Raw genomic sequence first — 26571 nt, 5'->3', positions numbered from 1 at the left:
TGATTGCAGTTCATGGTAATGTAACGAAACACAAATCACTCCGGGATCATGCCATGTCTACTAGTTTAACACCTGCGGCTTCGGGCCAGGCGCGTCTGCTTCTCAACGCTACGCGCATATTGGTTCATCTTGGCGGCGTGGTTGGAGTGGCGCTGCTTATGGCCCTGCCCTTTGTCAGCCAACGCACTCTCTCACTGGCCAGCCAGGCCAATGCATCCGGGCTGCACGAGGCAGTCTTCAGCATTGAGGCACTCATTCACGTGGGCCTTGCTGCCTGTTTCTGGGCGATACTCGCTCTGAGCTTTGCATGGCTTCGTGAGACGCATCGGCAACGTTCCGAGCAACGCCCAACGCTTACCCGAAAGGTCGTGCGCGCCCGCGGGAGCGTGATTCTCGAAACCCTGATCGTCTTCCCGGTCTTTTTGCTTCTGATCTTTGGACTGGCGCAGTTTGCGGTGCTCAACATCGCCAGCATGCTCACTACAGTTGCCGCGTTTCAGGCCACGCGCACCGTCTGGATCTGGGAGCGCGAGCCCATTGGTACGGACGATGTTGAGCGCAAAGCCACGATTCAGGCCGCCACCGTCGTGGCGCCGGTCGTGCCGGGCGAATACGCCGCGCAGCCCTCCACTTCTTCCAGCGAGTACAGCCAGAACCGGGGAATCTTCGTTGCCTCGCAGTTCCCCTGGCCCGTGGCCGACTCCGGCTATCAAGGGCGAAACATCGGCGATCGACTCGCGGATGAGATGGCCGGGCTCAACCCGCCAATCGACTTTGTCTCGGCGGTCGACTCGTCGTCCTTTTCGCACCGTACCGTGCGAAAACTGACAAGCGCATATGGCTCGATCGATGTGAGCTTTGAGCCCGACGCTGCCTCCAGTTCCCTGCTCAAAGTCACGACCACCTACCACCACCTCAACGCGTTTCCACTGGTGGCGGGCCTTTTTGGTGAGAACTACGAACGCGCAGGACGTGAGGGCTACCACGTCCCCATTAAGCGCGTGCTCTCGATCGAGCGTCAGCGGCCCTCACCAAACCGCGCACAGTTTCCCCGGATCGTCCCGGGCAATAACCCGGGGCCCTACATCTTCTAAGCCCCCCTGGGACCTCCCGAACCGTGTCGCCAATGACCTTTTGCTTCACCTGTATGAGCTGATCATGATCAAACTCCCCTCCAGACCTCCCCACCTGCTCACTGGCGCCCGACGCCTGCATGAGCACCAACGGGGCGCGATCGCCATTCTCGCTATGGCCGGAGCTCTGATCCTTCTTCTGGCAAGCTGGATCGTTTACGACGCCGGGGCTTCCGCTCAGAAAAAGATGGATGCGCAGATCGCCGCAGATACAGCCGCGCTCAGCCAGGCCACGGTCAAAGCACGTTCGATGAACCTGCTGGCTTACGCCAACGTCACCAAACGCTCGGTCTGGGGGATTCACAGCCTCTACCCCTCCTACATGTATGCTGTCGCCCAGTGGATTCACGGCAACTACACCATCGCTGGCGTCAGTCTCAGTGGAATCTCTTCCATGAATGCGGTGTGCGAGGATTGTTATGAAGACTCCGACAACGAAGACTGCAACCTCTGCAACTTCATGAACAACAACCGTCAGACGTGGAAAGCCGCTGCTTGCAAGTACTCTGAATCCGACACTGCCTGCGACGCTGACGATCCCGACACCTGGGGTGACTTCTACCGATTTACGGGGCACGACCACAATATCTACCCTCACGAGCTCATGAAGACCGACGCGGGGGCGGACTACCCTAAACTCGCCGAAGACGACCTCGCCTTCAAAATGATCATCGGCGACACCCTCGGCAGCCCGCAAAGATACACCTTTCGTGTCGGAGAAGATCCCTCATGGTCGACCCGTTTCTTCGGCAAAGACCTGATGGCGATGGATAATTACCAGCGCTACATCTTCGCCATCACGCCCTGGTGGGGTTGGACGGAGCAGGCCATGCGGGCGATGCGAAATGGCGCCACGTTATCCGGAAGTTTCCCGGCACCGCCCGGCGTGATCCCCGAATCCAGCCGATCGATCACCAATCTGATCATCAACCACTACCTCGACGCCTCCCCGGTCACCACCGATTCGTCCATCCACAACCATAGCAGCTACATGGACTCACTCCCGGTACGTCCGGGGAATATTGGCTCAATGCGCACTCACCTCGAGTCTGCACTCAGCGCCAGCAATCTGATCAATCTCCTCAAGAACTGCATCACAGGTTCGACCTGTGCCTCCGAGAACCCCTTCTTGTTGGAGCACCTGATCAACATCGCGACCGTGATCTTTGCGTCTCCCGAGACGGTCGTCGGGTTCGGGGGGGATGGCCTCAGGGAGCACTTGTCCAGCATCGCTGTAAACCTGCTGGCGGCCACCTCGTCCTTCAAGGAGCAGGGTGTGACCTTTACGGAAAACGCAGCTACACGTGCCCTGCCGGGCAATCGAATCTCCGCTGAGCCCTGGGAGCTGCGCCCCTTTGCCACCGCCGGCGAATGGCAGGTCAACACCTCAAACATCGTGCTGACGCTGCTCGCTGACTTCACAGCTTTCAACATCGCCCAGGGTCGCAAGAAGTATCAGATCCTCCAGGAGAGCGACTACTACCGGCGTGACGCCCGTTCGGTCACTTACCAGAACCATTTCTATGGCGAGAGCTTCGCCGATCGCCCCGCCCCAATCTCCGCGGACTCGATCGCTGAGAAGAACACCTACCGAGCCGGCTCAACCTGGGGCATGGCCCGCGCCGAGATTTTTCACACCGGCGAATTCGGCCCGGATCTCTGGACCCCCTCCTGGACTTCACGCATGCGCCCGATCGCTCTGGGCAACGAATGGAATGAAGCCCACTACAACATGAATGAAGTCTTTCACGATACGCTCCCCTACATGGTCCTCTCACGAACCATGGGATCGACCGGCTACTGGCCCCTTGATCGCATCGGAGTTGACTTCGCACGCATGGAAGCCGCCAGCCACGCTATGGGCAATTCCACGATCGGAGGCATCGTCAAATGAGTGCAAACATTCCACACATGACCAACAAAAGACTGCGCCATGCCGCGCGCAGGCTGCACTCAAACCAGCGTGCTACGAGCATGACGGAGTTTGTCATGTTCCTGCCTGTCTTTGTTCTCATCTTTGTAGGTATCTTCGAGCTGGGTCGACTCTACGACTCATCTCTACGCGCCCGCGGAATGGCGTTCACCGACACCATCAGCCGCTTTAGGCAGGTCCAGGACACCTCATTTCGAGACGCGCTTACCTCTAACGGGGTGGCGAGAAAAGCTATCTCGCCTGTGCTAGCCTCAGCGGACGCGACATCTCAGCTCTTTCGCTCCCCTCCCAACCAGCGCGCCGGGGTGCGCGAAGTTCTGGCCCAACGTGAGCTCAACGCATTCTCGCAGACCTCTGGCCTGGGGCAGCACGGAAGCCTGGGTGAAGCGCTCGGTCGTATCAACCTGGCGCGTCAGACCGGCGTGGAGCTCACCGCTGTCGATCACATAATCACGCACGACTTAACGCGCTTCGTAGGGCCGTCTGCCCTGGCCGACGAGCTCTTCGATGACCGTCCCCACAACGCGTTCAGCACGTCCATGAGCGGCCAGGGCAATTCGCTACTTCAGACACTCGCGAACAAATTAAACGAAACCATTACCTCGGCCGGAGCCCGAAGCGCGCTGGCAGCGAATATTCGATACGGAACGCTTACCGGAAGTTTTGAGAACGAAGTCCATATTGCCTCGCTCGGAGATGTCGAAGTGAGCGCCTGGTACAGCGTGCTGGCTCCCACTTACACGCATAGCGACGATCGTAAGAATGGACAATTGGCCACCTTCGCAAGCCGACTGACGTTCGAGGCCAATAACCAGGAGCCCTACCGCGACATTCTTGCCTTTGGCAGGACACCAGGCCTTCCCATTCTTCCCGACGAGTACGAAGTACCCAACCCGGCCGATGAAGATTTGCAAGGCTTCTTTGAACTTCCGTTGAACTACGGTGACAGCTTCTACAACCCTTAATGAGGGTTTCTATGAACTTAAGCTCTCATTCCATCAACCTTTACACGCTCTTTGTCACGGGTTGAAAACTGCACCCTCACGGCACCAACGGGACGTACCGCATCCCGTCAAAAAAGGCAGCGCTGCCATGAACGCGACCCCTCTAACATCCATACTCATCAACCTCTTGAAAACCGGACTTGCCGGTGGACTTATCGCGATCATCGCATGGAGCGTCGGGGTCTTTGATCTCGACGGCGATGTCCAGGAGAGCCACGCTGACATCTTCGATCTGCGCTTTTCAGCCCGTGCCAACCCGGTTGAAGAGTTCGCCAACACCCTGAAACAGCTGGGTCACCCGGAGCCGAGAACGTACGCGATCAACAACAATCGCATCTACTTCTCTGTCCGGCACACCGACGACTCCCCCCGACAGGTCCTCAACGCCTACCAGCAACGCTTTGCGGCCAACGGCCTTAACGACCGTGTCTATTCAACGATCGACGCCGAGGAGGGAGAGGCCCGAATGATCACAGGGCTGACCGGCGGCATCGTCCCGCACAGCGTCGACGCAGAACACGTCACCATGGGAGGCATCATTACGCGGAGCCAAGCTCGAAACGCTGAAGAGCTGCGTCGCGACTATCTCGAATCGCCCAGCCCCTCCTCGCTCTTTCGTGGACATCGGTGGATCGAAGCGTTCCGCTCTCCTGAACATAACCAGACGACGGTTATCGCAAGCTGGAGTGATGAGAGCTTTGTTTACAGTCGTATGCTTCCTGAAAAGCTCCGTGTGGGTTACGGCGCCGGTGCCGACCATATGATCCCCTCATGCCCCGGCTGCGTGCGCATCAACCGCCTCGAAGACCTCACCGATGAGAGCTCTTTCATCTTTGAGAGCAACATCTACGTGACCAACCACAGCCCGGCGCAAATCGTCGATTTCTACGACAAAGCGATGACTTCTCGCGGTTGGGAAGCACTCCCTCAAAACAAGGCGTTCTATGAACTCCAGACCAACGTTGATTTCGAGGGCAGGCATGTAGACATCCATGCATTCACCCGCGAAGACCGGCTGACAAAACTTGTCATCTACAGCGACGAGGGAAGCACTTATGTGCATACATCCATGCAACCCAACACCAGCTTAAACTAGCCCCAAGCACCATCCTGATCGCCACGACACGCCTCTTTTTAATGAGGATCAATTAAAATGAAAATGAATAACGGAGATCCTATGTGCCGGCCCCCTTTAATCGAGTTACCTGTCCGCTCGTGGACCACATCGCTGGCGAGGCTGGGCTTTATGCTGATGCTGCTCGTGGCGAGTGCCTGTGGCCAGGCTGCCGCTCCTCTCGAGGCTTCCGAAGATCCAGACACGATCCACCGGGGCTTTGAAGCTCTTAACCACGGCCCCCGCTACTTTGAGGCACCTGAAGATCAGTTCTTTGACGACCCGGGCCTGATTGTCGTCAATCCGGACCTCATCGAGCGTGAACCCCTGATTCTCTCGGCTGAGAGCTACTGGCTGGCCGATGAAGATGTGGCCGCCTCCACTGTTGATGAGACGACCGTACGCTTCCCCCGAAACGGCTACGAGCATATGAGGGGATACCGTGCTGGCCACGTGGTGCTCTCGCGCACCGCGGTTCTGCGCCGCCACATCACCCGCGTGGAGATGACCGAGAAAGAAATCATCTGGCACACCCGCGAAGCGGAGCTGGAGGAAGTCGTCATCCACGGTGAGTTCCACATGGACGTGTTGCCGGGAAGTACGATCCCGGAGGACTTCGATGTCGTGGATACCTACCTCTACCCGACGATCGAGGCGCAGCGACACGATCTCTACGAGCGTCGTCTGGTGATGTACGACATCAACCGCCGAGTGCTCAAGCAGCAGAGCGGAGAGAGCGAAGAGCGCGATTCCTGCGAAATCGACACCTGCGACATTCCCTGCTCAGAATGGGAAGAGGGTGCCGCCCAGGAGGCGGAGTTCGACCCAGACACGGGTGAGGTCATCGAAGAAGGCCCCGTCGACCCGGCCACCGCATGCATGGACTGGGTTCGGGAAAACCGCCCTGTTTACGCCGACGACCTCTCCGGTCCTCTGCTCTGCCCCGAGGGACTCTCCGATGAACAGTGCGCGGACATCATCTGCTCAGACATCTGCGAGCTCGACGACGGGTTTGACGAACCCTTTGACCCTGAGAACGAACCCGAAGCAGGTCCTACCGGCGGCGTCGGCGTGGGCTTCACCTTCTGCCTCAACCCTTTCACCGACGAGGATCGCGAAGATATCTCCGTGGATTTCGAACAGAGTTGTGACCTCTCCGTCGGAAACCTCGCCCTGACCTTTACTGCAGAAGTAGGTGGTGAGTTCGGCGAGGGCAACGGCAGCTACTCGGCCAGCTTCGAATTCAAACTGATCCCCCGCGTCCAGGTCGCTCTGGGCTTTAAAGCGGGCATGAAAATCAAGATCTGGAAGCCACAGGTCCGCGCTTATGCCGGGGTCTATGCCGGCTTTGGCTTTGGCGCGACTCTTAGTCTTCACGCTGAAGCGGCCCTGCAATACAACTGGAGCAAGCACTACGAATTCCTGATCTTCAGCTTCAACATCTTCTTCGTAAACCTCTCCGCCTACGTCTATGCTGGCCTCAACGTGAACTTCCGGCTCAGCATCGAAGGAACGATTGAATACGACTACTGGCGTAGCACCATTAACTACCTCTGCCTCAAGATCTGCGTCGGTGGCTGTCCCTTTATCAAACTCTACCGCTCCCGTTGGGGCACCAATAAGGAGACGAACGAGGGCGAGTGGAAGACCGATGACCGGGCCAAAGGCCAGACAGAGTGCGGCTTACCCGGTCCCGGTGAGCTCGGTGTTCCCGGCAACTTCGACGGCTTCCGCGATATCGAGTTTAGTGCGGAGGCCTCCGCCAGCGTCGGGCTTGATATCGGCGTCGGCGCGCGCATCGGCGTGGGCGCCCCCGGCGCGGCGCTCCAGCTGGCGGGCCCCGGAGAGTACAATCTCTACGTCGAGCCTTTGCAGCTCTCCCTTCAGGCCGGCATTCGCATCGCCCCGCCGCTCTGTAACTACCACTACGGCCTCTATCTCTCGGGCGCCGCCGGAATCGGCATCGGCCTTCCTATTGTCGGCCATGTCAAGAAGGAGTGGCGCCTCTATGGTCCGATCAAACTCTTTGGTGATGACGGTACCCTCAGCGGATTCCTGGGCTGTGGCGACTTCGAGCCCTCGGAGCCCTACATCGTTGAGCGCCACGGCTGCAGCAACGATCAGCAGTGTATGGCGGATGCCGAGCCCGGCACCATGGCCCGATGCTTCCAGCGCCAGTGCGTCAAGCACGACAACGTGCGTGTAAGCCTGGGCTGGGTCGCCAACCAGGACCTCGACCTTTACATCAACCAGCCCTCCGAAGGGTCGGTCTACAACCGCGCCACTCAACCTGCCCTCTTCAGCCGCCAGGACTGCGGTGGAACCTGTACCTCCGAGGAGGTCGGTCCCTTCATCGAGAACTTCACCTTCCCCTACAACGACGAAGGGGAATGGCTTGCATGGGTCGTGCTCAACCAGGCCGCCGACAACGACACCACCGAGACCGACATCGTCTACACCCTCGAGGTTGAGTTCGGTAATGGCGAGATGAGGCAGACCGTTGAAGGCCGAATTGATTCGCAAACCAGCAATCAATCCGTGGTTCGATTCGCGATCTGTAGCCCCAATGCAACAAGCCCCAGCTGCCAGACACAGGCCGGGATCATCGCCGATCACGGTCTGCCCAGCGACGATGACGACGTGTTTGAGTCTCCGGACGAGTTCTAGGTCTTTGACCTCCGGCTTCTCCCCGAGCGTTGAAACGCACCACGCAACGCTCGGGGAGCACCGGAAGTGACACTTCGAGTGCTCAAAAACCAGACCCGATTTGGAGATTTTATAATGGATTTCATGATGACTACGACATCCCCACCCCGCCGCTTAAATCCCCCTTCGCTTGTCAGCGCGCTTGCTCTCAGCCTGACACTCGCCGGATCTTTCATGGCCGGCTGTGGCCAGGAGGGTCAGCCCTCGACGCCAGCTGAAGGCACGAGCGTCATGGCAGTCTCCCCCAACGGCTCCTACCTCATCCTGCGCTCCCACGTGCGGCTGATGCCCGCGGAGATCGCTCAAGCTGCCAGCTTCACGTCCGACACCATCGCCCTGCCCGATGAACTCGCCAGCCAGGCCTCCGCATGGACCGCCGGCACCATCCTTGTTGCGCAAATTGACAAGGGATACTGGCGCCACGTGGAACGAATTGAGCGCCGCGACGGTCAGCTGATCATCCACACCCGCGACGCCGAGTTTCTCGAGCTGATTGAAGAGGGCGACCTCCTCATCGAGATGGGAGCTTCCGACGACATCGGCCAGCACCGTGCCGCTCTGGAGCAGAACCTCCTAGAGGACTCCGAGGGAGGCAGTGGCCATGTCTACACGCCAGGCCCCACCCCGCCTCCCCTGCTCACGGGCGCTACGATCATCGACCTAGACAACCTCAGCGGCACCCGGGGGCCGCGCTACTCCTACGACCTGGAGAGCACCCACGCCGGGGAGGTTTCCACCCCCGGTTACACCCTGGAGGTAACCCAGGGCCAGCTTGATATTGATGTAACCTTCATCTCGCGAATGAGGATCGCCGCCGGTCAGATCGTGGAGGAAGAGACCTCGGCGTTGGCCCACCTTGACACCGATCCGCAGTGGCTGATCACATCGACGGGCGCTCACGCCGACCGCCACGTCTTCAGGCTTCACAGCGAACACAACGCCCAGCCGCTCTTCTCTTTTCTTCAGCGCAGCTTCTACTTCACCGGCGATCTGACGGTGGCCTACGATGTGCGCACCGATGGCGACGCCGAGTTGACCGCCGGATTTGTCGCCGAGGGTCATGCCTTCGCCGGAGTTCAGTGCACGCAGCAGGCCGGCGGCGCCCAGGATTGCCGCGCCATGCAACGAGAGCCCCGTTTTCAGGGCGTGTACGCCGAGGAACGGGGGTATCAAACCCGGGGAGAGGGATCGATCGCATTTGACGCGCTCTTCGGGGTACGCGCAGCGCTGGTGGATACTCCCAACGCCGCCACCGCCTCGCCAATCACCTCGCTTGAGCCCCTGCGCGTGAACTACAAGAGCTCGATGACCCTGCGCGCTCCCTACTGCCCGCGCTACGGTCGCCTGACTGTCAACGCCGGCGCGTCCAAGCCCGCGGTCTCCTCCCCGATTCGCTACACCAGCGAATCGAGACTGCTCTTTGAGCATAACGAGATCGTCTCGGATGCCCCGGGGTGCAGCCTCGAAGAAGGAGACGAGCCGCTCTACTGCGAGCGCAACAGCGACTGCAACGGCGACGATATGGTCTGCTTCCGCGGGATCTGCGATGTTGCCGCCCCCATGCGCATTGTTGCCGACTGGAGCGCCACCGCCGACCTCAATCTCTTCGTCGAGCTTCCCAGCCAGGAAATCCTCTCGGTAGCGAACCGACGAGGGGCCGGAGGCAGCGTTACGCTGGTCTCCAACGGGGGCGGAGAATGCGAGAACTGCGGTATGTGTATCGGTGATATGCGCGTGGACTGCGCTGCCGAGCAACCCACCAACGGCCAGTGCCCGCAGGGCTGCTCACTGTCGGCCAGTGGCCAGAGCTGCACCGGCGGGGTCGTCCGCTGCGGCGTCTTTAGCAAAGATGCCTGCACCGAGGCTGACGCCTGCCAGTGGAGCCCCCTTGGTGGCAGTCTTGCTCCCTACCTTGAAATCGCCACGGTCGATCACCCGGTCATCGACGGCGTCTACCGCATCTGGGTGGAGAACACCTCCGGCCGTTACAACGGCAGCTCGGAGCCGGTGCAGTACGAGATCTCGATCTACGGGCGAAGCAACCAATCCGCCGCCCTCACCGGCCACGTCTCCGGTGTGGCTGGCTCGCGCTCACTGACCACCCTCTATCGCTACGGCGTCATCGAGCAGAACGAGGAGTGCATCCCCGTCTACGACAGCCAGCTCTGCGAAGAGGCCGGAAACGCCTGCGGCGAATTCTCCGCGGTGGATAACTGTGGTGTCACCCGCGAGTCGGTCCACTGCGGCTCATGCGACGTCGACATCCCCTGCCAGAACAACCAGTGTGTGTGCACCGAGCAGACCGATGCGCAAATCTGCGCCTCCAGGGGCTACCAGTGCGGCACCCGGGAGGTGGTCGACAGCTGCAACACCACCCGTACGATCGACTGCGGAGGATGCGAGGGCGGTCTGGACTGCTCCGATCAGAATGTCTGCTGCGGCGGTGACTCCATCAACACTCAGCGGATCTGTAACGAGCCAGAAGGCTTTGAGCGCACCGGCTGCACCTCCAGCTCCTGCGAAGAGCCCCCGGTCGACCTGGGCTGCGGTACGATTCGTCGTCGCGACAGCTGCGGCGTGATGCAAGACATCGAGTGTGGAGGCTGCTCCATGTTCAATGGCTGGTACTTCGCAGGTGCCGATGAGAACGACGTTCTTCAGGACTGCGGCAACCGCAGCGTCTGCAGCTACCATCTCTACGAGTACCGCGAATACTCTTGCGGCAGCGAGAAGTGCCGCTACCGCGTCACCAACCACGAAACCCGTCTGGTGGGATGTGAAGCCTGTCCCGATCCTTTTATCGGCCCCTGGGCAGCCTGTAGTGGCTTTGGCGACACCTGTGATCAGACCGGCTCACGCGATCGCAATCACTACGACTTTCAGTGCACGCTTCCGCCCAACACAAGCATGGCAGCCTACGTAAGCTCGCTGACGGCCAACGCGCTCGACCCTGACGTCGATCTGGCTAACTATCCGGTAGCCGTCTGCGAAGGCTTTGTCACCCAGACCGAGGAAGGCGTCTGCTCGCGAAACACCCAGGGAGCCACGTGTACAGCGGGAGGCGTGTGCAACTTCGGGGAGTGCCTGACAAACTCCTGTAGCACGGTCAACGCGAGTTGCCCGGGCAGCAGTGCGCGGTGCCGACTGCTCGAAGTAGGCTCCGTCTCTCGAAGGGTGTGTGTTGAGGTAAACTCCTGCTACATCGACAGTGACTGCAACGTGGGCCGCCAAGACCCGGATCCGGTGCGCGTATGTAGTGTCTCGGGCAACTCCAACCCGCAGCGCGTCTGCGTGGAGCCGAACAGTGGCGGCGCTGCTGTCGGTCAGAGCTGCTCAGCGCACTCACACTGCGCGCAGAACCATTGCCGAAACGGGGTCTGCACCATGCCCTGTCGCTCCCAGTACGACTGCTCCGCTTACGGGATGAACTGTGAGGCGGAGGTCTACGGCAATAGTGCTTTCAACATCTGCGTGCCTAACGGCTAATCCCACTCGGGGTAGACCGGGGGCATCCGTCTCCGCCCCATATCGCAGCGTCGCCCCGCTTTCGGGGCGGCGCTGCTCGGACTCAATCCCCCCTCCAGCCCCCCAGGGTTATGTGTAAGGATCGAACCCCATGATTCAGAAGATGTTTCAAAATCAACTCGTAATGAGCCTTGTGGTACTCACCGTTGCGCTGAGTTGGGCGTGTGGCGGCTCTACCGTCGAGATCGACAACCGCCCGGAAGACGAAACACAGGACTACGACGAGATCGACCCCCAACTTCGGGCCTTTGCCGAAGAGGTACGCCGCGCCGAGTGTCAGGTGCTCTTTGGTTGCTGTGACGCTCAGGAGCGCATCGAGCGGCTGGGCATTTCCTACAGTGAGGACGAGTGCCTTACCAACGCCGGTTTGCTGCCTTCCGGACTCGGACTGGCGATGCTCAACGAGGCCATCGTCTCGGAGCGCATCGTCGTCGACTGGGATGCTGCCGATATGTGTATCAACGCATTCACCACCCAGTCCTGTGGGGAGTTCACCGAGCGGGAGGCCATCCGCACGACGCTTCCGGGTTGTCGCCAGATGCTGATTCCTCAGAGTGAGAACGGAGAGGAGTGCATTCTTGATGAAGAGTGCATCAGCGGCTACTGCCACCGCAATGTCTTCGACGAGGATGCCGTCGACCTCTGCGCTGATATGAGCGGTGTGGGTGACGACTGCTCGGCAAGCACGTGTCCCTCGGGCACCTTCTGCGACAGCATCGATTACACCTGCCGACAGACGCTTCGCGCCGGTTCCAGCTGCTACCGTGCCCAGGATTGTCGCTCCAACCGATGTGAACCCAACGACCAGGGCGAGCTTCGCTGCACCGAAATCGCCCCGATCTGCGTGAACGGCTAAAGGCTAGAGCGACGACACGCTCAACTCAGAACAACCTCGGCGCGTGCCATCTCGCCCGACGAAAACGCCCCCGACGCGCTGCGCGCGTCGGGGGCGTTTTCGCTCCGGCCACCCTTCGAATTGACCGGTTTCCCGGTCGCCTTACGTTCTAGGCGTGAGAAGTCAACTTCGCCGCAGGCAAGGCAGCGAACGCCGAGCTGCCGACCCCTGCCTCCGCCCCCCTTAGCCCGGAGGTACGCATGTTGTGGTGGGCACTCGCGTTCTTTGTCGTCGCGATCATCGCCGCTGTCCTCGGATTCGGCACGCTTGCAACGGCCGCGGCCACCATCGCCCAGATCGTCTTTTACGTGGCGCTGGCGATGCTGGTCATCTCCCTCTTCGTCTATCTCTTTCGCGGCGCGCAGGGCAACGCCCTCACGTAGCGCTGCACCTCTACGCACACCCGATACGAAACCAATAGATAAGGCGACGCCCCCGGGGGGACGTCGCCTTAATCATCTGCCGACTACGCACGCCTGAAGACACGGCCTGCCCGCGCCGGCCTCACACTCAATGGCCAGATGCCCAACGCGTCAGCCACTGCCCAAGCTGGGGTTGATCGCGAATCCGACCAAGCTCGCCGGCCCGGGGACCGCTGGCAAAGAGGGGCACCATATTCGCGGAATGCGGCCCCCCCATCTGCACGCGTCGGGCGACCTCCTGGACGATCCAGTCGTACTGCAATGTCATGGTCGGCGCCCCGAAATCCCCCTGCAGCTCGCTGGCAGTGAAGCCCTGAGCGTTCACCAGGCCCTCGGCGGCTACCGGCAGCGTGATTCCCTCGAAGGTACCACCGCAAGCCTTCATCACGCCGCAATGGCCACTGTGATAGCCATAGTGGTTATCCAGCACCGAGAGCGTGTGATCATGGTCGGAGGTCGCGATCACAAGCGTATCGCCTGATTCGCTTGCGAAGGTCAGCGCAAGGGCAACGGCCGCATCGAAATCGGCGATCTCTGCCAGCAGCCCCTCCCCGCGGTCCAGACCATGCAAGGCCCAGTCAATCTGCCCCCCCTCCACAACGAGGAAAAAGCCCCGCTCGTCTTCGCGGAGATAATTAAGCGCACGGTCGGTCATCGCGGCCAGCGTTGGTGCGCCGGGCGCCTCAGCCGAGCGCTTCGCTGCCGGAGGAAGTCCCTCATCACCCAGCAAAACCAGATGAGGTTGCCCCGACGCCAACACCTCGGGAAGCTCTGTGCTGACGGCGTACTCCTGCGCGCGAAGCGCGTCGAGATGCGAGGTGCGGAAGTAGCGCGCCCCGCCCCCGATGGCCACATCGACGCCGTGGCTTCGCCCCAGGCGCTGGCCAAAGGTGAGGAAGTCTCCGGCGATCGCCGCCTCCTGGGAGCGGGAGGCCCTGTGCGCAAAGAACGCCGCCGGCGTCGCATGCGTCAGAGAGGTCGTGGTGACGATGCCGGTGCGCTTTCCCTTGAGGGCGGCTTCAGCCAGAGCGGAGCGCACCGGTAAAAGGTCACCGCCCACAGTCGCCGGAGCCATGCCCACAACACCGACTCGACTGCGGCGGCCCGTGGCGATGGCCGTGGCGCTTCCGGCCGAATCATTGACCAACCGATCAAGGGCATGTGTCGCCATTAACGCTCGCGTCTCCATCGAAAGCGTCGCAAGAGCGCCTCGGCTGTAGAGCCCTGCGCTAAGTGATGCCAGCCCCAGCCCGTCGCCCACCATCAGGATAACGTTCTTCGGGCGAGGCTCAGGCCCAGCACTTCCCGGCCGCCGTGCGGCCTCGTCATCCGGCGCCGAAGCCAGGCGCTTCAACGTCTCGCCAAGCTGCGCGTTATCCCTCGCGGCAACGACATCGGCGGCTGCGGGTCCCTCGGCAAAAATCGGGACCATCACCGCGGTATGGGAGGCTGAGTAGCGCCGTGAGCCATCCCAAAACGCCCGGCTCCCCACCGACATAAAACCAAACGAGGTGGTCATCCGCGGGTCTTCCGCCTCCACCGGACCGAAACGGCCGACCTTCGGCAAGGCCTGATGAACGACCGACGGGGGCAGCGGGTCCTCGTGCGCCGCGACATCATAGCCCTCAGGCAACGTCATCCGATAGGCGCGCTCTTCACCCCCCAACAACATCATGTAGCGCGACGCATAGGGCGGATCGAGCACGCTCATCCCGCCCGTCTCATGGTCGGCAGTTACCACGACCAGCGTATCCGTTCGCTCACGCGCGTAGCCGAGCGCATACGCCACAGCGCGGTCCATATCCAGGGTTTCCGAGACGACCCCAGGACCATCCAGGTCATGACCGGCCCAGTCGATCTGAGAGCCTTCCACCATCAGCACATACCCCTGAGGCGACTCCCGCTCGAGCACGTCAACGGCAACCTTCACCATCTCTTCAAGCGACATCGCCCGCTCGCCAGAACTCGCCGAGGGCATATCCGAGCGATGCATCAACCCGATCAGCGGGCCCTCGCCAGGCACTGCCGCGCGAACCTCTTCAGCGCTCGTTGCGACCGTGTAACCCTCCGACTCGAATTCAGCGAAGAGATCGCGCATATCACTGCGTTCGGCAAAAAAGCGCGTTCCGGCACCGAGCATCACCGCTGGCTTGTAGCTCAAATAGTCCAGCGCGATATCTTCGTACTGCCCGCGATTGCTACGGTGGGCCGCGAATGCCGCTGGTGTTGCATGGGTAATGCGACTGGTTGCGACCAGACCGGTAGCGCGGCCTGCGGAGGCGGCCGCACCGAAGAGTGTCGAGAGCTGATGCTCCGGGTCACGCTCCAGCTCTGGCCCGGTACCGGGGCGGACCGATACCCCTTCAAAATGCGTCTTATGCCCGGTGGCGATCGCGGTGGCGCCGGCGGCGGAATCGGTGGTGAGAAACTCATGCTCGTGCGTGGTCATAAACCCCACGTGCGGCATGCTCAACATCGCCAGCGGCTCGCTCTGTGCGTACGACGCGGCCGTCACCGCAGCGTGCCCCATCCCGTCGCCAATAAATACGATCATTCGGGATGGACGCGCCTGATAGTCCACCCGTCCCGACACCGGAAAATCTACGGGACTAATTGGCGCAGGCCCGGCTTCCATGACCCGTTCCGAGACGCGCTCGCCAGCTCTCGACGCCTGTTCGGCCGAACTGTTCGGCGTCGACTGACACGCCACAAGCGCTGCTGACGCCCACACGAGCACCCTGATATCGAACTTCATTGCTGACCTCATTCGCCGCATTGTGTGCTGGCGTCGTCGCGAGTCGACGCGCCCATACCTCTATGGGATCTCCTAGGCCAAATCCCCCTCAGGCACAATTGCACACAGGTGACGAGAGCGTAACAGCTCTATTCGCGCATGCTCACTCTGGGCCCAGGCGACGCCACCAGGCGCGTCAACACCACCTCCGGCGCGGGTATCCCGCTGAGCCGGGCAAGCTCACTCGAAAGGGAGGCGTCTACCCGTTGGGGAGAGAGAAGAATGTACGTCGCGAGCGCTTCTACCCGCTCCACGGCCGAGCCCTGACGACTCGCCCACTGACGACGGTAGCCATCAAACCCTGAAAGCACCTCAGCTCCCACCTCTTCGGCCAGGGATGCCTCAAAGCGATCTCCGAGTACCGACTCCCGCGGCAGCGGATCCCGACGCGCACCAAGATCGAGCTCGCGCTGGGCACGGTGGCGGAAGCTGACGTCGCGCTCAGCGACCTCCACGCTCCCGGTATGCTCAAACGCCACCCCGGGCACATCGACCACCACATCGTACGTTGCCGAAAGCTCGGCCCATTGCGCAATCACCTCATAACTATGCATCGAATACACCGGCTCAAGCAGCGTCGGCGGGATACGTTGCAACTCCAGATACTCCCGTTCGACCCGATAACGCGCATCGATCATATCCTCCCGAAGCTCGCTTAGACGTTCCTCCTCACGCTCGATCCTCGTCGAAGACAACGACGTGGGCAGCCCTTTGCGCTCATCCTCCCGGTACTCACGACGATGCTCATGCAGCGCATGTTCTGACTTCGCGATATCCCGCTCAAGGCGCACCACCGACTCCTCGGCCCGGAGGAGTTCATCGCGTTGATCCACATACGCAGGGTTAGAAACCTCACGGGTCCCCGACTGATACTCTTCGCTGCGCTGCTCGGCCTCCTCCCACCGTTCCAGACGCGGCTCACTCCCGTCCAGGTTCAGGTCCGCCTCATACTGAAACTCGCGAACATCCACACCGAATCCGATTGCGGCGAAGGGCGCCCGGGCACGAACTGCCGCCTCAATCCCCTTCACTCTTGACGGGTTCACATACTCCGCAACGATCGACCAGCCATGACGCTGACGCACTTCACGGGCGAACCTATCCGCTACCCCGACCGACAACACAGTCGCATCGAGCGACTGAGCCATCGCGCCGTAAAGCGCAGCGCTGGCAGGCCTTCCCCCCTCCATGGCTGCGTGCGCACGGCCGACAAGCTCCTCCGACCAGACCCGTTCCAACTCCGAGACGCGATGCGAAAACTCCTGAAATCCATCACCGAAGGCGCTCGGATGGGATTCCACTACGCTCTGCGCCTGATCGAGGACCGAGAGCGCGGTAGCGATCCGTCCCTCACCACGAAAACGATCGGCGAGCGTAAGCACCGCCGAACCAAAGCGCGTCGTCAGCCGCTCACGCAAATCATCGGAGCGGACAATCTCAAGCACCTCATCAGCTCGCCCCAGCGCAACCTCAACGCGCTGCTGACCGTCGACCGCTTTATCCAGCGCAACGAGCGCATCATCCACAAGCAGGCGCTCAGCACGTCTGGCTCTCTGCAGCGCCTCCTGGGAACCCGGACGGGCGATCTGCGCATCGCGATACGAGCGCAGGGCAGCCTCATAGTTCCCCCGCTCGAAATGCTCATCGCCATGCTTCAGCGAGCGCCCATGGGCGCAGCCCACCCCGACGACCAGCATTGAGAGTACTGTGATATGAATTAGACCCCGCAACCACGCCATAACACCCTCATCGCTCAGACCAGGCCGAAACGCGCGACGCGCTCCGGCCACCGTCCCTGTGACGTGCCCCCTCCCCCGAATCTTCAAAAGAGACCGGAAAAACGACCACAAAAAAGCCGGCCCCCGAAATGCGGGGGCCGGCTTTAGGCCGTACGCAAGCAAGAGCTCGAATCAGGCTTCGAGTTCTTCGCCTTCGTCCGTCACGAACTGATTGCGGATATGGGCCGGGTAACGCAGAGCCTCAGTGTTCTCAAGGGTGGAGCCCACCCAGGAGATCCGCGAAATCGGAGCGTTGTCGCCCTGGCGGTTCCCGATCTTAACGATGCGGGTGTAGCCGCCCTGACGGCCCGAGATATCGTCACGCTGGGCAAGGTCGTCGATCAACTTGGAGACGAGCTCCTTATCGCCGAGACGCGCCAGAAGCTGGCGGCGAGCATGAAGATCGCCGCGCTTGCCCAGGGTGATCATCCGGTCGGCGACACGACGAAGCTCTTTGGCCTTCGTATCGGTCGTCTGGATCATCTCGTAGCGGATGAGGCTCTTGGCCAGGTTGTTGAAGAGCGCCTTACGGTGGGAGGTTTCCCGGCCGAAGCGCCGTGCATTTACTTTATGTCGCATCTCATTCCTCTCGCGCTTGCGGCATCTCGCCGCGCTTCGCCCGATTCAGCTCTCAGCTGCCTTCGGCCGTCTTCTTATCCAACTCTTTCGGAGGCCAGTTATCGAGCTTGGTACCAAGCTCCAGGCTCATCCGGTCGAGGATCTCTTTGATCTCTTTGAGCGACTTACGCCCAAAGTTCTTCGTCTTAAGCAGCTCGGCCTCGGTCTTCTGGACCAGGTCGCCGACGAACTTGATACCGGCGGTCTGAAGGCAGTTAAAGCTGCGAACCGAGAGCTCCAGGTCTTCGATGGGCTTGAGGAGGTTCTCGTTAAACTCGGGAGTCTCCTCTTCGACCACCTCCGGCGGCTCGACGGTCTCATCGAAATTGATGAAGATCGCCACTTGCTCTTTGAGGATCTTGGAGGCGTAAGCCACCGCGTCTTCGGGAAGCACGCTCCCGTCAGTCCATACCTCAAGGGTGAGCTTGTCGTAGTCGGTACGCTGACCGACACGCGCGTTGGTGATCTGGTAGTTCACCTTGCGGATCGGGCTGAACAGACTGTCGATAGCGATATCGCCCAGGCTGTCATCTTCCGCCTTGTTCTCGTCGGCGGGAACGTAGCCGCGGCCGGAACCGACGGTAAGCTCCATACGAAGCCTCCCGTTCTCACCCACCGTGGCGATGTGGTGAGCCGGGTTAAGGACCTCAACGTTATGTCCGGTCTGGATGTCAGCGCCGGTCACTTTGGCCGGTCCTTCCACATCGATCGTCACCACCTGCGACTCATCGCCGTGCAACTTCAGGCGAAGCTCTTTGAGGTTGAGGACGATATCGGTGACATCCTCCTTGACCTCGGGCAGGCTGGTAAACTCGTGCAACGCTCCGTCGATCTTGATCTTGGTCACCGCCGCGCCAACGATGCTGCTCAGGAGAATCCTCCGCAGCGCGTTGCCGATGGTGATGCCGTAGCCACGCTCAAAAGGCTCACACACGAACTTGGCGTACGTGTCGGTCTTCGAGCGCTGATCGATCTCAACTTCGCGAGGTTTAATCAGGTCGCGCCAGTTTCGATACATTTCCATTGCCTCCGCACCACAGAATCATCAACCAGCGGGCCCCAACGCCAGGGCGTGGGGCCCGAGTGCATCCACCTTGCTCCGAGTCGTCGATCAGACGCGGCGACGCTTGGGCGGACGGCACCCGTTATGCGGCAAGGGGGTGACATCACGGATCACGGTGACCTTGAGGCCAGCCGACTGCAGCGAGCGCAGTGCGGACTCGCGTCCGGGGCCCGGACCCTTGAGGTAGACGGCGACCGACTTAAGGCCATGCTCCTGCGCTTTACGCGCAGCGTCTTCCGCGGCGATACCGGCGGCGTAGGGCGTCGACTTACGCGAGCCTTTGAAGCTACGCGAACCCGCACTCGACCACGACAGGGCGTTGCCCGAGGTGTCGGTCAGGGTGACGATGGTGTTGTTGAAGGTCGCGTGGATGTGCGCGATGCCGTTCTGGACATTCTTGCGTACGCGACGCTTGGTTCGTTGTTTCGGCTTTGCCATGATCTCATTCTCCTTCGCCCGCCGGTCCGCTCAACGCCACAAAGGGCCGCTCGCGCGGCCATCTTTACGACGCGACGCTCACCTGAATCGGTGCGATCGTCGTTTCTTTTATCGCTCTAAGATTTAGCGCTTCTTGCGAACCATCGCGCGGCGCGGGCCACGGCGAGTACGGGCATTGGTGCGCGTGCGCTGCCCGCGAACCGGAAGGCCGCGGCGGTGACGCAGACCGCGGTAGCAGCCCAGATCTTTGAGGCGCTTGATGTTCATCTGAACTTCACGGCGCAGGTCACCTTCGACCTGGTAGCCACGCTCGAGCACTTCGCGGATACGCCGTACTTCCAGCTCGTCGAGCACGTCGGTGCTCGTAGAGGGATCGACCTCAGCTTTCTCCAGGATCTCTTTGGCCAGCGTGTGGCCGATCCCGTAGATGTAGGTCAGGGCGATATCGACGCGCTTTCGGCGCGGCAGGTCAACACCAGCAATACGTGCCACGTTTTTCTCCTATCGAACTCTTTTAAATCCGCCGCCTCAAAAGCGCCTCACTTCCATTCGAGGGCCAGGCGTCGCGAATGTTGATTAGCCTTGCCGTTGCTTATGGCGAGGGTTCTCGCAGATCACGCGAACCACGCCCTTGCGGCGGATGATTTTGCACTTGTCACACATGGGTTTGACCGAGGGACGTACCTTCATCGTCGACTCCTTTCATGGCCTGCTGTGGGCCTTCAATCCCAGCAACGCGCATTCCCTGGAATGGGAGATGCACGGCTGCGTAATTATTTCTCGCGGTAAACGATCCGGCCGCGGGTAAGATCGTAGGGAGAGAGCTCCACGGTCACCGTGTCGCCGGGCAAAATCTTGATAAAGTGCATACGCATTTTACCGGAGATATGCGCCAGAACCTGGTGGCCGTTTTCCAGCTCAACGCGAAACATCGCGTTGGGGAGTGGCTCGATGACTTTACCCTGTACCTCAATGGCTTCTTCTTTCGCCATAGAATCGCTTCCTCGATGATGAACTTATGATCTCAACATGCCCGCAACGGGCGCACTTCACCCTCGCAACCGGGGCATGGCAAGGGGGCGTTTCATACACAGTGCCCTGTGGAAAGTCAAGCGTCACACAGTGCACGACCATCACCCCGACACTCCTGCGATCCTCACGTCCCGATCTAACGTAATGTGAGGACAGAAATCCGGGTTGATGATCTTTATCCGATCACCTCGGCGATCGCGTCGTGGACATCTTCCGGAGATTGCTCTCCGTCGATCGCCACCAACACGCCGATCTCCTGGTAGAACGCGATCAGAGGAGCTGTCTGAGCGTGGTAACCCTCAAGACGACTCTTAATTGCCTCGGGCTGATCATCATCACGCTTGATCAAGCCCTGATGGCCGCAGGCATCACAGACGTCTGATGACGCCGGCGGATTGAACTTCTCGTGATACACCGCACCACACGAGGGGCAGCTGATACGCCCGCCGAGACGACCGATCACGGTCTCATCATTGACCACGACGTTAAGAACTGCATCGAGCTCAATGCCCATCTGCAGCAGGGCCTCAGCCTGAGCGCGGGTGCGAGGGAAGCCGTCGAGGACAAATCCCCGACTTGCGTCATCCTCGTCGAGGCGATCGCGAACGATGCCGATCACCACTTCATCGGGTACAAGCTGGCCGGCATCCATGTAGCGCACGGCCTCCTTGCCCATTTCCGTTCCCTTTCGCCGTGCCTCTCGCAGCATATCTCCGGTGGAGATATGCGGGATGCTCATCTCGCTAGCAATTCGCTTGGCCTGGGTGCCTTTGCCGGCCCCGGGGGGCCCCAGCATCATAAGTCGTCTCTTCGACATGCGTTCCTCGTAGGGCTCAATATGAGCGCGCTTAAACGGGGCGCAAGCGAACAAACCCACCGCATGCGGTGGGTTTGTTCGTTTAGCGCGAGGCCCCGAAAGGCGCTCAGATATTTTCGGGCTCATCCAGGGTGCGGCCCTTGATGCGGGAGCTCCCCTCGGCCGAACCGGGCCGCGCGCCGAAACCTTCGTAGTGGCGCGTGATGAGATGGTTCTCAATCTGTCCGACCGTATCCAGACCAACGACCACGAGAATCAGCAGGCTGGTTCCACCGAAGTAGAAGTTCACGCCGAGCTCATCGATGAGGAAGTAAGGCAGGACACAAACCGCAGCCACGTAAATGGCACCGGCAGTGGTCAGTCGGGTCAGAAGCTGATCGATATACTCCGCGGTCTTCTTGCCGGGACGGATGCCCGGAACGAAGGCGTTGGACTTCTTCAGGTTATCGGCGATGTCCATCGGGTTCACCTGGACGGCCGTGTAGAAGTAACAGAAGAAGACGATCAGCACGACGTAGATCAGATTATAGCGCCAGTCGCCGGGTACCAGGACGGTCTGAATGAACTGACCGACCGGGTGATCCTGGAAGTAGCTGGCGATCGTCGTCGGGAAGATCAGAAGCGACATGGCGAAAATCGGCGGAATGACGCCAGCCATATTCACTTTTAGCGGCAGGTGATGGGCCTGTCCGCCATAGATCTTACGCCCGACCATACGCTTGGCGTACTGAAGCGGGATACGTCGCTGTGCCGTCTCCATCAACACGATGAAGGCCGTCACACCAATCGCCACCACCAGCAGAATGCCCACCGTGAAGGTGCTCATGGCACCGGTGGTGTACTGCGTGTAGGTCTGAAAGAGCGCGGTGGGGAACGAAGCGATAATCGCGCCGGTGATGATAAGCGAGATCCCGTTGCCGATCCCACGCTCGGTGATCTGCTCACCAAGCCACATCACGAACACCGTACCTGCCGTCAGAGTCAACACAGTCAACAGACGGAAGGGCCAGCCCGGAGAGACCAGAAGGCCCAGCTCCGGGTTGGAGTTGTGCATGTTCTCCAGGTAGAGCGAGATGCCGAAACCCTGGATGATCCCGAGTACAACGGTGCCGTAGCGCGTGTACTGCGTGATCTTCTTACGCCCCGACTCCCCTTCTTTCTTGAGACGCTCGATGGCCGGAACGACCACCTGCATCAGCTGAAAGATAATGGAAGACGAGATGTAGGGCATGATCCCCAGCGCGAAGATGCTCATCATCTCCAGCGCACCGCCGGTAAAGAGGTTTACAAGGCCCAGAAGCCCACCACCGTCGCCCGACATCATCTCGGACATCGACCCTCGGTCGACACCGGGGACGGTGATGAACACGCCGATCCGATAGATCGCCAGGAGCCCCGCCGTAAAGAGCAGTCGCCGACGCAGCTCAGGGATCTTCGGTATATCTCGAAACTTACCTGCCACGTCAGATAACCTCTACGCTGCCCCCGACGCCTTCGATCGCCGCTTTCGCGGACTTGCTGAACTTGGTGGCTTTGACCGAAAGCTTCTTGGTCAGCTCACCGTTGCCCAGGATCTTAACGCCGTCGAGGTTTCGCTTGACCAGGCCCTTGGAACGCAACGAGTCGAGATCGACGGTTTCGCCGTCCTCAAAAACGCGCTCAAGGTCCTGAAGATTGATGATGGTGTAGTGCTTCTCAAAGGGATTGGAGAACCCGACCTTCGGCAGGCGCCGATGGAGCGGAGTCTGACCACCCTCGAAGCGAGCGTGCACCGAACCACCGCTGCGGGCCTTCTGGCCTTTCTGGCCCTTACCGGCGGTTTTGCCGAGGGTGGAGCCATGACCGCGACCGACGCGCTTGCGCTTTCGGTTCGCCCCTTTGGGGGCTTTAAGGTTGGTAAGATCAGTCATGATTATTCCTCAATCGTTTCCACGGTCACCAGGTGCTGGACCTTGGCGATCTGGCCACGGGTGGTGGGATGATCGGTAACGACCACGCTATCGCGGATCTTGCGCAGTCCCAGGCTATGTACGTTGGCGCGCTGACGCTCGGTCTTGCCGGCGAGGCCACGCACCAGGGTGACTTTAAGCTGAGCCATGGTGTGCTCCTATATCGAACGCACAGTGCAAATCAAGCGCACCGGCGATCGGCTCATGGGTGGGGGTGAGCGAGAGTGTGGCCCGATGAGACGCATCGAACCACACGACCCACTCGACCCGAATCAGGCGCTGGCTTCTTCGCTGACGTCCTGACCAAGGCGGCGGCGGTACTCATCCGGATCGCTGAGCTGCTTGAGGGCGTCCATGGTAGCCCGCACAACGTTGTGCGGGTTGTTGGAGCCCAGGCTCTTGGAGAGGATGTTGCCCACGCCGGCCAGTTCCAGGATGTAACGCACCGCCCCACCGGCGATGATGCCGGTACCGGCGCTGGCCGGACGAAGAAGCACGCGACCGGAGTTAAACCGGCCCAGCGCTTCGTGGGGAATGGTGCCATCGCGAAGCGGCACGGTGATCATGGATTTACGGGCCTGCTCGTTCGCCTTGCGGATCGCCTCGGGGACCTCATTGGCCTTACCGTGTCCAACCCCAACGCGTCCGTCGCCGTCACCGACGACCACGATCGCGCCAAAGCTGAATCGACGGCCGCCTTTGACGACTTTCGAGACTCGGCTGATGGCGACGACCTGATCACGGAGATCCGAATCGGCGCTTCTTCTACGTCGTCCTTGTGCCACAGTGCCTCCCTATCAGAACTGGAGGCCCGCTTCGCGGGCCCCCTCGGCCACAGCCGCGACGCGACCATGGTAGATGAATCCGTTGCGATCGAAGACCACCTGATCGATGCCCTTTTCCAGGGCACGCGCGGCGAGAAGTTTACCCACTTCTTTGGCCTGGGCGGTCTTGTCGAGCTCGGCCAACTCCGAGCGCTTCTCTTTATCGTTGCTGCCAGCCGCGGCCAGGGTGCGCCCGTCGATATCATCGACAAGCTGCGCGTAGATGCCGGAGTTGGAGCGGAACACCGTCAAGCGCGGACGCTCGGCGGTACCCGTAATTTTCTTGCGAATGCGACGCTTGCGGCGAAGCCGGTTGCTCGCTTTATCGCTCTTGCTAAGCATGATGAGACCTCTTCAGTGAACCCGTCGCCCGGGGGCGAGGGGGTGCGATTAGGCGCCGGACTTGCCAGCCTTACGACGGATGACTTCGTCGCTGTACTTGATGCCCTTGCCCTTGTAGGGCTCCGGCTTACGCAGGCCACGGATCTTGGCGGCAACCTGACCGAGCAGCTCTTTGTCAACGCTCTCAAGGGTCAGTTGAGTCTGACGCTCGATGGTCGCGCTGACCGAGGCGGGCAGCTCAAACATGATCGGGTGGCTGTAGCCCAGGTCAAAGCGAATGAATTGACCGCGCTGTTCGGCACGGTAACCAACGCCGTTGATCTCCAGCGAGCGCTTGTAGCCCACGGAGACACCTTCAACCATGTTGGCCACCAAGCTACGCACAAGGCCCTGGAAGCTACGGGCGGTGCGGCCGTCATCGGGACGGGCGATGATGATCTCGCCGTCTTCGATCGTCACTTCAACTTCCTGGCTGAGCTCACGGCTCAACTCGCCCTTGGGGCCTTTGACCAGGATGGTGTGACCGTCGAGTTTGACGTCGACTTTTTCCGGGATGGATACCGGCTGTTTACCAATTCGACTCATTTTATTCTCCCGAGGTCAAAGGCTCAGTAAACGGTGCAGAGCAGCTCACCGCCGACCTTAGCCGCGCGGGCGTCGGCATCGGAGAGCACGCCACGCGAGGTGGAGAGCACCGCCAGGCCGAGACCATTGAGCACGCTGGGGATTTCACCGACACCGACGTAGACGCGGCGAGAGGGCTTGCTCACTCGCTTAAGCGAGCGAATCATGCCGACTTCATCCTTGTCGTAGCGAAGCGAGACGACGAGCTTGCCCTGGGGGCCCTCATCGAGGCGCTCCACGCCGCCGACGTAGCCGCGATCGGCCAGAATCTGGATGATCGCGTACTTCAAGTTGCTGGCGGGCATCTCCACCGTGGCGTGACCGGCCTGCTGGCCGTTACGAATACGGGTGAGCATATCCGCTACCGGATCTTGCACCACTCCCATGATCACTCCTTGTTCGGTCCGGTTCCTCTCGCTCACAGGGTTGCAGGCTTAGTGGAAGCCCGCAGACGCGGTGAGGATGAGAGGCCTTTACCGAAGTGTGCGCCGAGGCAGGACCGACCACCTATGGCCGAACCCCTCGTCGCGTGTTCTGGTTAACTTACCAACTGGCCTTCGTCACACCCGGGAGCTCACCGCGCAGGGCAAGTTCACGGAAGCAAATCCGGCACATGTCGAACTTACGAAGGTACGCCCGTGAGCGACCGCAGCGGGGGCAGCGGTTGTACTCGCGAACGGCGAACTTCGCCTTCTTTTTCGATTTTTCTACAAGAGCTTTGCGTGCCACACGTATCTCCGCGTGTCGGGCCGAACCAAACGATTGGGAGCGCGCAGCCTCGGCCGGCCAACGCGCTCACAGTGCTTACTTGCGGAAGGGCATGCCCAGCTTGCGCAGCAGAGCCAGGCCCACTTCATCGTTCTCCGCGCTGGTGACGATGGTGATGTTCATCCCGCGGATCTTGTCGACCTTATCGTAGTCGATTTCCGGGAAGATGATCTGCTCACGCACACCGAGCGAGTAGTTACCGTGGCCGTCGAAGGACTTCGGGCTGATGCCCTTGAAGTCACGAACACGGGGAAGCGCAACGTAGATCAGGCGCTCAAGAAATTCCCACATCCGATCACCGCGCAGGGTGACCTTGACGCCGATCGGCATACCTTCACGAAGTTTGAAGGTGGCGATCGAACGGCGGGCGCGTGCAATCACGGGCTTCTGGCCGGTGATGATGGCCATCTCGGCGGCGGCGCCTTCGATGATCTTGGAGTTCTGGACGGCTTCGCCCAGGCCCATGTTCACGGACACTTTCTTGATGCGCGGAACCCGCATCGGGTTGGAGAAGGCATGCTCCTCCATCAACGCGGGGACGATCTCGTTACGGTACTTCTGTTCCAAAAACGCCATTTTGGGTTCTCCATCGCTGGCAGGTTTCTGTACCACCAGCCTAAATCGGTTTTCTCACCCGGGAAAAAGCGCACAGGCGCTCATTAACGCCCCGGAAGTTGGCGCCTCACACAAAAAAGACGATGAAGACGATCTTCATCGCCGTACAGAGGGCGCCCTACTTAACGAACGCGCCCGTATGTGTCAAGCGCAACGAGCGCCCCCGGATCCCGGGGG

The 26571-nt window shown here is 60.6% G+C and carries 26 protein-coding genes; 8 read left to right on the top strand and 18 right to left on the bottom strand.

The features are described from left to right. The first annotated feature begins 53 nt into the window (after nt 1-53). The 8 genes from EA187_RS17005 (at nt 54) to EA187_RS16970 (ending at nt 12693) form a co-directional block, all read left to right on the top strand. Nucleotides 54-1094 (top strand): TadE/TadG family type IV pilus assembly protein, encoded by a 1041-nt coding sequence (locus tag EA187_RS17005; RefSeq protein WP_164856355.1) that lies wholly within the window; start codon nt 54-56, stop codon nt 1092-1094. A 64-nt stretch (nt 1095-1158) separates the two neighbouring features. Beyond that, the gene (locus EA187_RS17000) at nt 1159-3027 is read left to right on the top strand and encodes a Tad domain-containing protein (RefSeq protein ID WP_115604669.1); all 1869 of its coding nucleotides are present in this window, start codon (nt 1159-1161) and stop codon (nt 3025-3027) included. Next, nucleotides 3024-4031, top strand: coding sequence for a TadE/TadG family type IV pilus assembly protein (locus tag EA187_RS16995; RefSeq protein WP_127781025.1), 1008 nt, complete (start codon nt 3024-3026; stop codon nt 4029-4031). The genes EA187_RS17000 and EA187_RS16995 overlap by 4 nt, the downstream gene beginning before the upstream one ends. Next, on the top strand, nt 4009-5166 hold the full coding sequence (locus EA187_RS16990) for a hypothetical protein (protein WP_127781024.1): 1158 nt from the start codon (nt 4009-4011) through the stop codon (nt 5164-5166). The genes EA187_RS16995 and EA187_RS16990 overlap by 23 nt, the downstream gene beginning before the upstream one ends. 150 nt (nt 5167-5316) lie before the next feature. After that, the gene (locus EA187_RS16985) at nt 5317-7851 is read left to right on the top strand and encodes a hypothetical protein (RefSeq protein ID WP_115604675.1); all 2535 of its coding nucleotides are present in this window, start codon (nt 5317-5319) and stop codon (nt 7849-7851) included. A gap of 270 nt (nt 7852-8121) precedes the next feature. Further along, nucleotides 8122-11376, top strand: a complete 3255-nt coding sequence (locus EA187_RS16980; RefSeq protein WP_115604677.1) for a hypothetical protein — start codon at nt 8122-8124, stop codon at nt 11374-11376. A 130-nt stretch (nt 11377-11506) separates the two neighbouring features. Beyond that, nucleotides 11507-12271, top strand: coding sequence for a hypothetical protein (locus EA187_RS16975; RefSeq protein WP_115604679.1), 765 nt, complete (start codon nt 11507-11509; stop codon nt 12269-12271). Nucleotides 12272-12510: 239 nt separating this feature from the next. Continuing rightward, nucleotides 12511-12693 (top strand): DUF1328 domain-containing protein, encoded by a 183-nt coding sequence (locus tag EA187_RS16970; RefSeq protein WP_115604681.1) that lies wholly within the window; start codon nt 12511-12513, stop codon nt 12691-12693. A gap of 127 nt (nt 12694-12820) precedes the next feature. Here EA187_RS16970 and EA187_RS16965 read toward each other — a convergent pair whose 3' ends face one another. The 18 genes from EA187_RS16965 to rplE form a co-directional block, all read right to left on the bottom strand. Next, a complete protein-coding gene (locus tag EA187_RS16965; protein WP_164856353.1) occupies nt 12821-15487 on the bottom strand; it encodes an alkaline phosphatase in 2667 nt (888 codons plus the stop codon). Between the two features lie 128 nt (nt 15488-15615). Beyond that, a complete protein-coding gene (locus tag EA187_RS16960; protein WP_127781022.1) occupies nt 15616-17265 on the bottom strand; it encodes a hypothetical protein in 1650 nt (549 codons plus the stop codon). 171 nt (nt 17266-17436) lie between these two features. After that, nucleotides 17437-17883 carry a 50S ribosomal protein L17 gene (gene rplQ, locus EA187_RS16955; RefSeq protein WP_115604687.1) on the bottom strand — a complete coding sequence of 149 codons (447 nt, stop codon included), beginning with the start codon at nt 17881-17883 and terminating at the stop codon, nt 17437-17439. A gap of 52 nt (nt 17884-17935) precedes the next feature. Continuing rightward, a complete protein-coding gene (locus EA187_RS16950; protein WP_115604689.1) occupies nt 17936-18940 on the bottom strand; it encodes a DNA-directed RNA polymerase subunit alpha in 1005 nt (334 codons plus the stop codon). 93 nt (nt 18941-19033) lie between these two features. Beyond that, nucleotides 19034-19423 (bottom strand): 30S ribosomal protein S11, encoded by a 390-nt coding sequence (gene rpsK / locus EA187_RS16945; RefSeq protein WP_115604691.1) that lies wholly within the window; start codon nt 19421-19423, stop codon nt 19034-19036. 123 nt (nt 19424-19546) lie between these two features. After that, complete coding sequence (gene rpsM, locus EA187_RS16940; RefSeq protein WP_115604693.1) at nt 19547-19915, bottom strand: 30S ribosomal protein S13; 369 nt, start codon at nt 19913-19915, stop codon at nt 19547-19549. A gap of 84 nt (nt 19916-19999) precedes the next feature. Next, nucleotides 20000-20113: a 50S ribosomal protein L36 gene (gene rpmJ / locus EA187_RS16935; protein ID WP_111728196.1), complete on the bottom strand. Its 114-nt coding sequence runs from the start codon at nt 20111-20113 to the stop codon at nt 20000-20002. 83 nt (nt 20114-20196) lie between these two features. Continuing rightward, complete coding sequence (gene infA / locus EA187_RS16930) at nt 20197-20415, bottom strand: translation initiation factor IF-1 (protein ID WP_111728197.1); 219 nt, start codon at nt 20413-20415, stop codon at nt 20197-20199. Nucleotides 20416-20630: 215 nt separating this feature from the next. Next, a complete protein-coding gene (locus EA187_RS16925) occupies nt 20631-21272 on the bottom strand; it encodes an adenylate kinase (RefSeq protein ID WP_127781021.1) in 642 nt (213 codons plus the stop codon). A gap of 106 nt (nt 21273-21378) precedes the next feature. After that, the gene (gene secY / locus EA187_RS16920) at nt 21379-22734 is read right to left on the bottom strand and encodes a preprotein translocase subunit SecY (protein WP_115604697.1); all 1356 of its coding nucleotides are present in this window, start codon (nt 22732-22734) and stop codon (nt 21379-21381) included. A gap of 1 nt (nt 22735) precedes the next feature. Then, on the bottom strand, nt 22736-23182 hold the full coding sequence (gene rplO / locus EA187_RS16915) for a 50S ribosomal protein L15 (RefSeq protein WP_115604699.1): 447 nt from the start codon (nt 23180-23182) through the stop codon (nt 22736-22738). Between the two features lie 2 nt (nt 23183-23184). After that, complete coding sequence (gene rpmD, locus EA187_RS16910; RefSeq protein ID WP_115604701.1) at nt 23185-23370, bottom strand: 50S ribosomal protein L30; 186 nt, start codon at nt 23368-23370, stop codon at nt 23185-23187. A 123-nt stretch (nt 23371-23493) separates the two neighbouring features. Beyond that, nucleotides 23494-24006 carry a 30S ribosomal protein S5 gene (gene rpsE / locus EA187_RS16905; protein WP_115604703.1) on the bottom strand — a complete coding sequence of 171 codons (513 nt, stop codon included), beginning with the start codon at nt 24004-24006 and terminating at the stop codon, nt 23494-23496. 12 nt (nt 24007-24018) lie between these two features. Next, nucleotides 24019-24387, bottom strand: coding sequence for a 50S ribosomal protein L18 (gene rplR, locus EA187_RS16900; RefSeq protein WP_115604705.1), 369 nt, complete (start codon nt 24385-24387; stop codon nt 24019-24021). Between the two features lie 48 nt (nt 24388-24435). Then, a complete protein-coding gene (gene rplF / locus EA187_RS16895; RefSeq protein WP_115604707.1) occupies nt 24436-24972 on the bottom strand; it encodes a 50S ribosomal protein L6 in 537 nt (178 codons plus the stop codon). 23 nt (nt 24973-24995) lie between these two features. Beyond that, complete coding sequence (gene rpsH, locus EA187_RS16890) at nt 24996-25397, bottom strand: 30S ribosomal protein S8 (protein ID WP_241250212.1); 402 nt, start codon at nt 25395-25397, stop codon at nt 24996-24998. 157 nt (nt 25398-25554) lie between these two features. Next, on the bottom strand, nt 25555-25740 hold the full coding sequence (locus EA187_RS16885; protein ID WP_111728205.1) for a type Z 30S ribosomal protein S14: 186 nt from the start codon (nt 25738-25740) through the stop codon (nt 25555-25557). 75 nt (nt 25741-25815) lie between these two features. Beyond that, nucleotides 25816-26355: a 50S ribosomal protein L5 gene (gene rplE, locus EA187_RS16880; protein ID WP_115604709.1), complete on the bottom strand. Its 540-nt coding sequence runs from the start codon at nt 26353-26355 to the stop codon at nt 25816-25818. Between the last annotated feature and the right edge of the window lie 216 nt (nt 26356-26571).

It is taken from the genome of Lujinxingia sediminis, from assembly GCF_004005565.1.
In the GTDB taxonomy this organism is placed as follows: Bacteria; Myxococcota_A; Bradymonadia; order Bradymonadales; family Bradymonadaceae; genus Lujinxingia; species Lujinxingia sediminis.
The sequence above is the reverse complement of the archived record's forward strand: the minus strand, read 5'-3'. Positions and strand labels throughout refer to the sequence as shown.